We start from the raw sequence: 12,554 nt of genomic DNA, 5'->3' as shown, positions 1-12,554 counted from the left end.
GAGGGCGGGCGTGAGTCGTTGCTCTTACCGTGCGGCCTCGTACTGCACGACGAGCGGACGGTGGTCGCTGCCGCTCCCGTCGAGCGAGCCGAGAACGACCGATCCCGTCGGCGTCCAGTTCGCCGTCGCCATGATGTGATCGATCGGGGTGCCGATCAGCGGCGGCAGCGACGTGGACCACGTGCCCACCGCACCCGATCCGGTGCGGGCCGCGGCATCCGTGCATCGGCCCAGGTCGCCGCCGTCGACGCCCAGACGAGCCATGTTGTCGACGGTGGCGTTGAAGTCCCCGGCCATGATCACGTCGTCGCTCGCGCACTGATTCGCGATCCACGTCAGATCGCTGCGCCAATCGTCCATGCGGTCCTGACGGGGCGCGACTGCGTGGACGGCGACGATCGTGGGGCCGCTTCCGTCCACGGGCATCGCGACGACGCTGGGGACGGCGGAGGTGTTGCTCGCTCCGTCGGAGGTGGACGCCACGACGGCGTAGTCGCCGAGGGCGGGGGAGATGAGCAGGGTCGTGGAGTTCGCGGCCCAGTCCGGGTATCCGGGACGCTCACCGTAGTTCTCGTGATGGGCCCACATCGGCGCACCCATCTCGCGCATGGCGATCGCCACGGCTTCGCCGGTCTCGATCGTCGTCTCGGGCAGAGCGACGACGTCGGCTTTCATCGCCACGGCGGTGCGGGCGATGAGATCGGCGTCGGTGGCCGCACCGGCGGTGTTCCAGGTCATGACGCGGATGCTCGAGTCCGTCGCCGGCGGAAGGCTGCCGGTTCCCACACCGCGCGCGAGCAGGATGCCGCCGTTCGCGAGTGCTCCGAGCAGGGCGATGACCGCGATCGCGCCCGCGAACGCTCGCAGCGGGCGGGCGAGGGCGAGAAGCAGACCGAGCACGAAAAGGGCCCCGAGCACCAGGACGACGACAGGGCGCAGGGACACGATCTGGGCGAACGGGAACGTCTGCTCGAGGCGGAAGAACTGTGGCCACGTGACGACCGCCGTGGCGATCGCGGCGGCCACCGTCACGAGGATTCCGAGCAGGCGCAGCACGTGTGGGACTCTACGGCAGTGCTCCTGGGAGTTCCCGGACCGTGAGCGGTGGACGCCGGTCCTGTGCGCGCCGGCGGTACGCTCGGGGCATGGTTGTCTCGTCGGCTGCGGAGTGGATGCCGCGGTTCCGCGGGCCCAGCGACCTGCACCTGCACTCCGACCATTCCGACGGCACCGAGCCTCCCGCGCGGGTGATGGCCGCCGCTCACGCCGTGGGTCTGCACACCGCGGCGTTGACCGACCACGACACCACATCCGGCTGGTCAGAGGCGGCAGAGGCGGCGGCGTCGCTCGGGATGACGTTGATTCCGGGGATGGAGCTGTCTGCCCGTCACGAGTGGCGCAGCGTCCATGTGCTCGCCTACCTGTTCGACCCGGAGCATGCGGTGCTGCGCGCACTCACCGACCGGATACGCCACTCGCGTCTGACTCGTGCGCAAACGATGGCCGAGCGCATCGGCCGGGATTACGACCTCACCTGGGACGACATTCTCGCCCAGACGACCGTCGGGGCGACCGTGGGGCGGCCGCACCTGGCCGACGCGCTCATCGCACGCGGCTACGTCCGCGATCGGGGTGAGGCGTTCGCCGGCATCCTTCACCCCGGCAGCGACTACTACGTCGACCTGTACGCGCCCGATCCGGTGACCGCGGTGGCGGCGGTGGTGGATGCCGGAGGTGTGCCGATCATCGCTCATCCGGCGGGCAGAGGGGGCTTGCTGCCCGAAGGTCTCCTGGGGCGCATGCTCGATGCCGGGCTCGCGGGCTTCGAACTCGGCCATCGGGAGAACCGGGAGCCGGCACTGGGGGCGCTGCAGACGCTCGTGGCCGAGCGGGACCTCATCGTCACCGGATCCAGCGACTATCACGGACTGGGAAAGCCCAACCAACCGGGAGAGTTCACGACCGCCGACGAGATGGTGCAGCGCATCATCGGGAGGGCGACGGGCAGTTCGCCCGTTTTCGCCTGATCTCGCGATGCAGCAACCCACACCGCTCGAGCGGCGCATCGATGCGGCCGCTCACCGCGTGCTTCGGGGCGCGCCCGACCGCGGCGCGCGCGCGACAGCCGTGGAGTTGGCCGTCTTCGTGGTCAAGCAGGCGTGGGCCTGCGTGTTCGGCTTCTCGTTGCTGGCGGTGATCGTCGCGGCCCGATTGTGGTGGCCCGACGATGCTGCGCTGGCGCGCAACGACGCGTTGACGATCGCGGCCGTACTGATCCAGATCGCGATGCTCGCGGGGCGGCTCGAAACCGGCCGTGAACTGTGGGTGATCGTGCTCTTCCACGTCGCCGGCACGGTGATGGAACTGTTCAAGACGGATGCCGGATCGTGGACCTACGCGGCCGACGGCGTGCTGCGAATCGGCGGCGTACCGCTGTTCAGCGGATTCATGTACGCCGCCGTCGGCTCGTACATGGTGCGCGTCTACCGGCTGTTCGATCTCGCGTTCGTCCGCTACCCGCCGAGGTGGATCACGACGATCGTGGCGGCATCGATCTACGTGAACTTCTTCGCGCATCACTTCGTCTGGGATCTGCGCTGGGTGCTCCTTGTCGCTGTCGCGCTGCTCTGGGCTCGGACGGTCATGCACGCGCGCGTCTGGCGTCGCACGCTGAGGCTGCCGCTCCTGGCTGCCTACGCCGGCGTGGCGCTGTTCATCTACCTCGCAGAGAACATCGGCACGTGGGCGGGTGCGTGGGCGTACCCCGACCAGTTGGATGGATGGCATCCCGTCTCGATCACGAAACTGGTGTCGTGGTTCCTGCTGATGATCGTGTCGGTCGTCATGGTGACCTGGGTCTACCCGCCGCAGGCGCCGGCGACCGAGCCTGCGGGGCGGTGAACGGCCTCGCCGCGATGCCCGAGGCGATGCGATCAGCGCGTAAGGTCAGGCTCCCGCGACAGGGGGAGCGGCGGGTGCGCCGCCGCCCGAGCCGCGGCGACGACGGCGGCGACGCGCGGGCGCGGCGTTGCCGTCGCGGTGCTCCTTGCCGGCGCCGTCGTGGGTTCCTGCGCCCTCGGCGGCAGCGGCAGCATCGCCGGTGTGCGCCGTCTCGGCATCCGCGCCCGTCGACGATCCTTCGGCGAACGTCGAGCCGATCGTCGACGACCCGGAGCGGCGACGGCGGCGACGGCGGGTGCCGGTCTCAGCGGCTCCCTCGGCCGCGGCATCGGCTGCGCGCTCGGGAGCCGGGCGCTGCGTGCGCACCGCCTCCGTCCTGGGCGCCTTCGCGATGCGGCCCTTGGTCCCCGCCGGGATGTCCAGGTCGGTGTACAGGTGCGGGCTCGACGAGTACGTCTCGACCGGCTCCGGCTGCCCGAACTCGAGCGCCCGGTTGATCAGGGCCCACTTGTGCAGGTCGTCCCAGTCGACGAAGGTGATGGCGATACCCGTCTTGCCGGCGCGGCCGGTGCGTCCCGCGCGGTGCAGGTAGGTCTTCTCGTCGTCCGGGATCGTGTGGTTGATGACGTGGGTGACGTCGTCCACATCGATACCGCGGGCGGCGACGTCGGTGGCGATCAGCACGTCCTTCTTGCCGGCCTTGAACGCGGCCATCGACCGCTCACGCGCCTCCTGGCTCATGTCGCCGTGCACGGCACCCGCATTGAACCCTCGGTCGTTCAGCTCGTCCACCAGCTTCTGAGCGGCGCGCTTGGTGCGGGTGAAGACCACCGTCTTACCCCGGCCCTCCGCCTGCAGGATGCGGGCGATCACCTCGTCCTTGTCGAGCGAGTGGGCGCGGTAGACGAGGTGCTTGATGTTGGCCTGCGTCAGTCCCTCATCGGGGTCGGTCGCCCGGATGTGAATCGGGTTGCTCATGAAGCGGCGCGCGAGGGCCACGATGGGGCCGGGCATCGTCGCCGAGAAGAGCTGGGTGTGGCGCACCGGCGCGACCTTCTGGAAGATCTTCTCGATGTCGGCGAGGAAGCCCAGGTCGAGCATCTTGTCGGCCTCGTCGAGCACGACTTCGATCGCACCGCTCAGATCGAGCAGGCGCTGGTTGTTGAGATCGATCAGGCGACCCGGTGTGCCGACGACGATCTGCGCACCGGCTTTCAGCTGGTCGATCTGGCCTTCGTACGCCTTGCCGCCGTAGATGGCGACCACGCTCGTGGAGCGGTTCTGGGTGAGCATGTCCATGTCTTCGTAGACCTGGACGGCCAGCTCGCGGGTCGGAACGACGATGAGCGCCTTCACACCCGGCGCCGGGTCGAGGCCGAGACGCTGGACGACGGGGATGCCGAAGCCGAAGGTCTTGCCCGTTCCGGTCTTGGCCTGGCCGATGATGTCCTGGCCCGGCAGCCCCAGCGGAATCGTCTGCTCCTGAATGGGGAAGGCGTCCACGATGCCCTTGGAGGCGAGGGCCTCGACGATGTCGGGATCGATTCCGAGTTCAGCGAATGTCGTCACAATACGTGCCTGTCTGGCGGTGAGAAGCCGCCGGTGAGGAAGTCCACGCCTTCTACTCATCCGCAGGCGCGGGGGTCTCGATCCATCGCCGAGACCTGACCAGCCTACCGGAGGGTGTCGGGACGACCTCGGAAGCGGCGGGTCGCATCTAGGCTGGGGGCGTGGTGACCTGGCCCTGGCAGCGCGACCGCACCGTCGCACGGACGCTGCGCGTGCGCTCTCGCGGCGACTTCGGCGACGTCCGGCGCGTCGACTTCGAAGAGCTCGCACCCGACATCGACACGTTCCTCGGTCAGGCCGCGTACCTGCAGCTCGGATACTTCGAGACGCTCAGCGAGCTGATCGCACCGACCCCCGAGCTGACGCAGAAGGAATCGATCTCGGTGGCTGCCGGAGCGGCCCTGCACAAGCACCGCGCGATCCTCGCCCTCATCCGTGAACGCGGCGACGATCCCCTCGATCTCATGCTTCCCTTCCGTGAGCCGCTCGACGCATTTCGCCGGTCGACGCACGGTGCCCGCTCGCTCGAGACGATGCTCTCGGTGCACATCACGGCGGGCATGCTGGACGACTTCTATCTGGCGCTGTCCTCCAGCTACGGCGTGACCGGCCGGCGGGTCGCGGAGATCCTGCGCGGCGACGACGACCGGCAAGCCCTCGTCGACATCATCGCGGGTGCGATCGCTGCCGATGAGCAGTGGAAATCGCTGCTCGCTCTGTGGGGACGTCGCCTCGTGGGCGACACCCTGCTCATCGCCCGCGCCGCGCTTCGTCCTCAGACCTTGGATGCCGCGGAGGAGCGTAAGGTCGAGCCGGTGTTCACCGACCTTCTCGGTGCGCACTCGCGTCGCATGTCTGCGATGGGGCTCGACGCCTGACCGAGGGGCCGCGCCGTCGGCCCGGCGAGCTCAGGAGATCTTCAGCCGCAACCGCTCGCGCGCGTCGTGGTTTGCGCGCACTCGCGTGAGGATGGCGAGGACCGCGGGTACGACGACCGCGGGGACGGCGATCGAAAGGATCCACAGCCACGGGTCCAGCGTCGTCAGACCGGCCCAGGTGAGGGCCATCCAGACCACTCCGCCCAGGACGGCACCGAGCACGGGGGCGACGGCGCTGCCACGCGAGGTGCGTCCGGGCATGAGGTAGTGCAGGACGCCGCCGTAGGCGCCGCCGAAGATGAACGCGAGCAGGATGTCCACGGTGGGATGCCGGTGCTCAGGCGACGAAGCCGACGCGCCGGGACTCTTCCGTGCCGACCTCGATGAAGGTGATGCCGGCCGTGGGAACGATGTAGGTGTTGCCCTTGACGTCGGTGAAGGTGACGAAGGACTCCGAGGCCTCGAGGGCCTTCTGGATCGTGCTTGTCACGGCATCCGCCGACTGGGCCGACTCGAAGCTGAGCTCCCGAGCGGTGTTCGCGATGCCGATGCGGATCTCCACGGTGATTGCCTCACTTCTGTTCATGACCCGCCGCCGTCGGCGGCCGGAGCGGACCGGTACGCCGGCCGCACCTCGACTCTACGACACCGGATCGGGCGCGGGATCGCGCGCAGGGCAGTGCGCCGCTCGCTGTGCGCGAACGCTCGTGTCGGTGTGTCCGGCTAGCGTGAGAGGCATGGATCGTGTGACGTGGGATGCCGCTCAGCGTGCCGTCATCGACCTTCCCGCCGACGCGTCCGGCGTCGTGGTGGGCGCCCCGGGATCGGGTAAGACCGCGACCGCGATCGCGCGGGTCGGCGCACTCGTCCGGCCGCCCGCGGGCCACACCCGCGGTGCGTTGCTGCCGGACGAGGTGCTCGTGCTGACTCCGTCTCGGACCTCCGCGACCGCACTGCGTGATCGCCTCGCTCTCGCCGTCGACGTCGCCACGCCCGGCGCATTGGCGCGCTCGATCGTCGCGTTCGCCTATCAGATCATCCGCGCCGACGCCGTCCATCGCGGCGACCCGGCGCCCCAGTTGCTGACCGGCCCGGACGAGGATCAGGTCATCGCCGACCTCCTGGCCGGGGATTGCGAGGATGAGGCCGAGGGCTTCACCCGGTGGCCGTCCTCGCTGCCGGCCGCGGTGCGCTCCACACGGGCGTTCCGCGCGGAGCTGCGGGCTCTGCTCGCCGAGTGCGCCCAGCTGGGGATCTCGCCGGACGATCTGTCGGACCTCGCGGCGCAGCACGGCGTCGCCGAGTGGGCGGCGGCGGCGTCCTTTTCCCGGGAGTACCTGTATGCGCGCGACCGCATGCGCGGCGCCCACCGCGATGCCGCGGGTCTCGTGCGCGAGGCACTGGGCCTGGTCCGCACGCTCCCGGCCGGAGCGCCGGGAATTGCCGCGCTGGAGCGGCTGCGGGCGATCGTGGTGGACGACGCCCAGGAACTGACTCTCGGCGGGGTGGAGCTCCTGGAGGCGTGCCGCTCTCGGGGTGTCGCCGTGCTGGCGTTCGGCGATCCGGATGTCGGCTCGGGGAGCTTCCGCGGCGCCAGCCCGGAGAACTTCTCCCGCCTCGCAGCCGCCGGGCCGGTGCACGTGCTGGAGCGGATGCACCGCGGCACCGACGCCCATCGACGCCTGATCGCCGCCGTCACGGCCCGCATCGGAGCTGCCGGCCTCGTCGCGCACCGCCTGCGCCCTCCCACCGCCTCCGACGCGCCGACGGTCGACGACGAGAGTGTCCGTGCCGTCACCGCCCGTTCCGCGTCGGAAGAGCATGACGTGATCGCACGTCTGCTCCGAGAGCGCCACGTCCACGACGCGGTGCCGTGGTCCTCGTGCGCCGTCATCGCGCACGACAGTCGACAGGTTGCGACTCTCGAAGCCGAACTCGCCGCTCGCGAGGTGCCCACGCGCACCCGCGGGCAGCGACCGCTGGCTGAGGCCCGCGCGGTGGCGGATCTGCTGCGCATCGCACTGCTGGCGGAGCTCGATCCCGCCGGCTGGAGCCTCGAGGACGCCGTCGATGCCCTTCGCGCCGGCGGGATGGATCCGGTCGAGATCCGCCGGCTGCGTACCGCCCTGCGGCTGTCGGCGCTCGCTGCGGAGCCGCCGGCGGAGGCTGCCTCCGACGAGCGGGTCGTCTCCAGCGCCGAGCTGCTGGTCTCCGCGCTCGGTCATCCCGTCGCGTTCGCCCTGCTCGACACCCGAGAGGGTCGCCGCGCCGAGCGGATCGCGCGGACCCTCGCAGACGTCCGCGCTCACTGGGATCTCGTCCACGCGGGCGGGGCCCAGGCGCCGACCGCCCACGAGATCCTGTGGAGTGCGTGGGACGGCCTGGGTGCCGAGCGGTCATGGGTCGCCGCGGCCGAGGGGTCGGGGCCGCTCGCCGCACAGGCCGGCAGAGAGCTCGACGCGCTGGTGGCACTCTTCCAGGCCGCCAAACGTCACGGCGAGAGAGCGGACGGCACCTCACCCGGGGCGTTTCTGCGCGGCATCCTCGAGTCGGACGTCGCCGAAGATCGGCTGGTCGACGATTCCCGGGCGGATGCCGTCGACATCCTCACCCCCGCCGGCGCCCTCGGAGCCGAGTACGACACCGTCGTCGTCGCCGGGGTCCAGGAAGGCGTCTGGCCGAACCTGCGGGCGCGAGGAAGTCTGCTGCAGACCTGGCGGCTGGCGCCGCTCGCCCTCGGGGGCTCCGAAACCGCCGACACGCTGGATCGACGACGCGGGGTGCTCCACGACGAGTTGCGTCTGTTCGCGCGCGCGTGCTCCCGCGCCCGCCGACGCCTCATCGTGACCGCCGTCGACGACGACGACACGGGGCCGAGTCCGCTCTTCGAGATGCTCCCGCAGGCGCAGCCCGCCGCACGCTCGGCGGCGCATCCGCTGACCCTGCGTGGGCTGGTTGCCCAGCACAGACGTGCGCTCACGGAGCGTCGAGCAGACCCCTCCACGCGACGCGCCGCCGCCGAGCAGCTGCGGCTGCTCGCTGCGGCGGGCGTTCCGGGCGCCGCGCCCGACGAGTGGTATGGCATCGCCCCCGTGACTTCCACAGCGCCGTTGCGCGATCTCACGCGCGAGGACGTGCGCGTATCGCCGTCGCGGCTCCAGACGGTGGAGGAGTGCGAGCTCAACTGGCTGCTCGCCGACCTGGGGGCGGATGACGGGGGAGCCGTCGCGGGCCTCGGCACGCTGGTGCACGCGGCGATGGAGCGCGCAACGGGCTCCGACGAGGACGCGCTGTGGGCGGTCGTGGACGCGCGGTGGAGTGAACTGGAGTTCGAGTCCGCCTGGCGCGAGCGCTCGGAGCGCGTGCGGGCGCGCGAACTCGTGCGACGACTGTCGCTCTATCTGCGGCGGTTCGAACTCGCGGGCGGAACCGTCATCGGCGCGGAACCGCATTTCGAGGTCCCGGTCGCCCTCGATCCGGCCGGCGGTCACGGTGCCATCGTCAGCGGCTACATCGATCGCGTGGAGCGCACGGCCTCCGGGGAGGTGGTGATCGTCGATCTCAAGACCGGAAAGCGTGAGCCGCAGACCGACGCGAAGGTCATCGACAATCCGCAGCTCGCCGCCTACCAGCTGGCGCTCGATGCGGGCGCCATCCCCGAGGCTGCAGGCCTCACGCCCGGCGGGGCGAAGCTGCTCGTGCTGCGCCCGTCCGCGGCCACGAAGGATTATGTGGAACCCCGCCAGCCGCCGCTGGACGACGTCGCTCGCGACGCCTTCCTCGCCCGAGTGCGGGAGGCGGCGACCGTCATGAGCGGCGCGGAGTTCTCGGCGCCGTATGAGGAGCACTGTCGCGATGATCACTCCTACGGCCTGTGCCGCATCCACACGATCAACGCGGTGAGCGCGTCATGAGCGCCGTCTCTCCGACCGCGCTCGCGGCCGCCCTCGGCCAGTTCCCTCCCACGGACGAACAAGCCCGGGTGATCGCGGCGCCCCTCGCGCCCGCGCTCGTCGTCGCCGGCGCCGGCAGCGGCAAGACCGAGACGATGGCGGGACGCGTGGTGTGGCTCGTGGCGAACGGCCTCGTTCCGCGTGACGCGGTGCTGGGTCTGACGTTCACCCGCAAGGCCGCCGGCGAACTCGCCGAGCGCGTGCACCGCCGACTGCAGCGGCTTGCGGAGTTCGAACGCCGCGGACTCGTTCCCCATCTCGAGGCCCTGCACGCGCGGGGGCAGCTGGGGATCCTCGGCGAGCTCGAGCGCAGCGGTGCACCGTCGTCGTCGCGGTACGCCGTGCTCGATGAACTCGTCGTCGCCACCGGCGCCGTCGCGGTCCCCGATGAGGTGTCGGCCGACGCGCTGCTGGAGCGGCCGACCGTCTCCACGTACAACAGCTTCGCCGACAGCATTGTCCGCGAGCACGCCGTCAGACTCGGCCGCGACGCCGAAGCCGCCGTTCTCAGCGAGTCGGCGGCCTGGCTGCTGATGCGACGTGTCGTGCTCGAGTCGGACGATCCGCGGCTGGAGGTACGCGAAGAGGCGCTGCGTTCGATCATCGATGCCGCCCTGCGCATCGCCCGTGACGCTGCTGACAACCGCGTCGACCTCGAGCAGCTCGCGCGCTTTCCCGCGCGCTTCTCGGACGTTCTGGAACGGCCCTCGACGTCGGCGCGCGTCACGGTGTACGCCGACATCGCGAAAGCGCAGGTGGCCGTCGGCGCACTGGACGTCCTCGCGGATCTTGCACGGGAGTACGCCCGGCGAAAGCTCCGTCGAGGGGTGATCGATTTCTCCGACCAGGTCGCGGGCGCCTGCGAGATCGTCGAAGCGCATCCGACCGTCGGAGAGGAGTTGCGCGATCGCTATCGCGTGGTGCTGCTGGACGAGTACCAGGACACCTCCGTCGTGCAGACCCAGCTGCTCGCCTCCGCCTTTCGCGATGCGGCCGTCATGGCCGTCGGAGACCCTCACCAGTCCATCTACGGCTGGCGGGGGGCGAGCGCCGGCAACCTCGGCGACTTCGCGACGGCATTCAGCAGCACCGGTCGGGCCGAGACCTTCGCGTTGATGACGAGCTGGCGCAACAGCGTCGACGTGTTGCGCGCGGCTGACGCCGTGCTTGCGCCTCTTGCCGAGAGCGTCCCGGTCGTCGTCGAAGGCCTGCGACCTCGTCCGGGAGCGGGCTCGGGCGAGGTGGAGATCCACATCGACACCGACATCGATGCGGAGGCCGACGCCGTGGCGGACTGGTTCGCGCGTGTACGGCACGAGCGCGCCCGAGCGGGCGCCGCGACGACAGGAGCCGTGCTCTTTCGCAGCAAGAAGCACATGGTGCATTTCGCGGACGCCCTGGGCCGGCGCGGCATCCCGCACCGCATCCTCGGCCTCGGCGGGCTGCTCTCCACTCCGGAGGTCGTCGACGTGGTCGCGACGCTCCGCGTGATCAGCGACCCGCGCGCGGGTTCGTCGCTGATCAGGTTGCTCGCCGGCCCGCGCTGGGGGATCGGCGTGGCTGATCTGCGGGCATTGAGTGAGCTGTCCCGCAGGATCAGCCGTCACGACGCCGCGCTTCGGCCCTTGGAGCCCGACGTCGTGGCGCGGATGCGTTCGTCGGCGGGGGATGACCAGGGCTCGCTCATCGACGCCCTCGACTTCTTTTTGCGCCACGGCGTCGACCACGGTTGGCTGTCCGACTTCACGGCCGCGGCGCGGGAACGCCTGCGCGAGGCGGCCGCCGTCTTCGCCGGCCTGCGTCGGCAGGCGACGCTGCCGATCCCGGAGCTCGTGCGCATGATCGAACTCGAGCTCCGCCTGGACATCGAGCTCGCCGCGAATGAGGCGCGCGGTCCGGCACGCGTCGCCGGCGATCAGCTGCGCGCTTTCGTCGATGAACTGCACGGCTTTCTGGCGACGGATGACCGTGGTTCGCTGCCGAGCCTTCTCGCCTGGCTCGACCACGCCGAGCGCCTCGATGAGTTCGCACCCCGCACGGAGCCGCCCGAGGACGATGTCGTGCAGCTGCTCACGATCCACGGGTCCAAAGGCCTCGAATGGGACGCCGTGGCGGTCGTCCGCCTGGTCGAGGACGAGCTGCCCTCGCGGCCGAAGGACACGCGTGGGTGGCTCGGGTTCGGCGTTCTCCCGTACGAGTTCCGCGGCGACGCGGATTGGCTGCCCGACTTCCGGTGGGATGCCGACCGGTCCCCGACGCAGCAGGATCTCGTCGGCGCCCTGAACGACTTCGTCGCGGCCGGGCGCGCGCGCCAGCGTGATGAGGAGCGTCGGCTGGCGTACGTCGCCGTCACTCGTGCACGCGACCACCTGCTTCTGAGCGCTTCGCACTGGTCGGGCACCACGTCGCCGCGTCGCCCGAGCGCTTTCCTGGAGGAGATGGCCGCGGCCCTGGGCCGGACGCTCGACCCGGACGTCGACCCGGGCGAGAACCCTTTCGAGGGTCGCCGCCGCCTCCTGACGTGGCCGCTCGATCCCCTCGGAGCGCGGCGCGGCACCGTCGCCGCCGCCGCCGACGGCGTGCGGCGGGCGGCGGACGCCGAGCCCACCGCCGAACTCGCCCTCCTGCTCGCCGAGCGGGCGGAGCGGCAGCGCTCGGCGCGACCGGCGGCGCCCGTGCGCATCCCGGCATCCCGTTTCAAGGACTTTCTCGGCGACGCGCCGGCGCTGCGCCGTGCGCTGCCCGAGCGTCCGTATCGCCAGTCGCGCCTGGGCACCGCGTTTCATTCGTGGGTGGAGCAGCGTTCCGGCATCGTGGGGGCCGGCGTCTCACTCGAGGACGCGCTGTGGGACGACGATGACGCGAACCCCGCTGCCGACGTTCCGTCCGCCTCGACACCCGCCGACCTCGCGCAGCTGCAGGAGCGCTTTCTGGCGTCGGAGTGGGCGTCGTTACGGCCGTTGGAGGTCGAGACGGAGATCGACGTCACGATCGACGACGCTCTCGGCGACGGCCGGGCGCACGTCGTGATCTGCAAGCTCGACGCCGTCTACCGGCGCGGCGATCGCATCGAGATCGTCGACTGGAAGACGGGCCGTGCGCCGCGCACCGCCGCCGAGAGGGAAGAGCGGATGATCCAGCTGCGCCTGTACCGCGAGGCGTACCACGCCCGGCACGGCATACCGCGAGAGCAGATCGACGTGGTGCTCTTCTACGTCGCCGAGGGGCTCATCCTCCGGGACTGATGGTCGCT

9 protein-coding genes are annotated in these 12,554 nt (G+C 70.7%); 5 read left to right on the top strand and 4 right to left on the bottom strand.

Annotated features, from left to right (window positions below; genetic code table 11):
- Positions 1 to 24: 24 nt before the first annotated feature.
- Positions 25 to 1,056: an endonuclease/exonuclease/phosphatase family protein gene (locus PP359_RS03785; protein WP_347417203.1), complete on the bottom strand. Its 1,032-nt coding sequence runs from the start codon at positions 1,054 to 1,056 to the stop codon at positions 25 to 27.
- An 89-nt stretch (positions 1,057 to 1,145) separates the two neighbouring features.
- Here PP359_RS03785 and PP359_RS03780 point away from each other — a divergent pair, with 89 nt between their 5' ends.
- Both PP359_RS03780 and PP359_RS03775 read left to right on the top strand, forming a co-directional pair.
- Positions 1,146 to 2,027: a PHP domain-containing protein gene (locus PP359_RS03780; protein ID WP_135949045.1), complete on the top strand. Its 882-nt coding sequence runs from the start codon at positions 1,146 to 1,148 to the stop codon at positions 2,025 to 2,027.
- A 7-nt stretch (positions 2,028 to 2,034) separates the two neighbouring features.
- Entirely contained in the window at positions 2,035 to 2,901 is an 867-nt protein-coding gene (locus PP359_RS03775) for a DUF817 domain-containing protein (RefSeq protein WP_499249919.1), read from the top strand.
- 45 nt (positions 2,902 to 2,946) lie between these two features.
- On the opposite strand, the gene PP359_RS03770 is transcribed toward PP359_RS03775, so the two are convergent.
- Positions 2,947 to 4,470: a DEAD/DEAH box helicase gene (locus PP359_RS03770; RefSeq protein ID WP_499249918.1), complete on the bottom strand. Its 1,524-nt coding sequence runs from the start codon at positions 4,468 to 4,470 to the stop codon at positions 2,947 to 2,949.
- Between the two features lie 161 nt (positions 4,471 to 4,631).
- Between PP359_RS03770 and PP359_RS03765 the strand changes: the two genes are divergently transcribed.
- Entirely contained in the window at positions 4,632 to 5,348 is a 717-nt protein-coding gene (locus PP359_RS03765) for a ferritin-like fold-containing protein (RefSeq protein ID WP_036315065.1), read from the top strand.
- A gap of 30 nt (positions 5,349 to 5,378) precedes the next feature.
- On the opposite strand, the gene PP359_RS03760 is transcribed toward PP359_RS03765, so the two are convergent.
- Both PP359_RS03760 and PP359_RS03755 read right to left on the bottom strand, forming a co-directional pair.
- Positions 5,379 to 5,669, bottom strand: coding sequence for a hypothetical protein (locus tag PP359_RS03760; RefSeq protein ID WP_039415766.1), 291 nt, complete (start codon positions 5,667 to 5,669; stop codon positions 5,379 to 5,381).
- A 16-nt stretch (positions 5,670 to 5,685) separates the two neighbouring features.
- Positions 5,686 to 5,910 (bottom strand): DUF3107 domain-containing protein, encoded by a 225-nt coding sequence (locus PP359_RS03755; RefSeq protein ID WP_036315071.1) that lies wholly within the window; start codon positions 5,908 to 5,910, stop codon positions 5,686 to 5,688.
- A 175-nt stretch (positions 5,911 to 6,085) separates the two neighbouring features.
- On the opposite strand from PP359_RS03755, the gene PP359_RS03750 reads away from it, so the two are divergent.
- The gene (locus PP359_RS03750) at positions 6,086 to 9,262 is read left to right on the top strand and encodes a PD-(D/E)XK nuclease family protein (protein WP_499249917.1); all 3,177 of its coding nucleotides are present in this window, start codon (positions 6,086 to 6,088) and stop codon (positions 9,260 to 9,262) included.
- Positions 9,259 to 12,546, top strand: a complete 3,288-nt coding sequence (locus PP359_RS03745) for an ATP-dependent DNA helicase (RefSeq protein WP_135949048.1) — start codon at positions 9,259 to 9,261, stop codon at positions 12,544 to 12,546. The genes PP359_RS03750 and PP359_RS03745 overlap by 4 nt, the downstream gene beginning before the upstream one ends.
- The last annotated feature ends 8 nt before the right edge of the window (positions 12,547 to 12,554 follow it).

It is taken from the genome of Sphingomonas sp. BLCC-B65 (assembly GCF_028550675.1).
Classification (GTDB): Bacteria; Actinomycetota; Actinomycetes; order Actinomycetales; family Microbacteriaceae; genus Microbacterium.
This window is presented reverse-complemented; position numbering and strand designations above follow the sequence as displayed.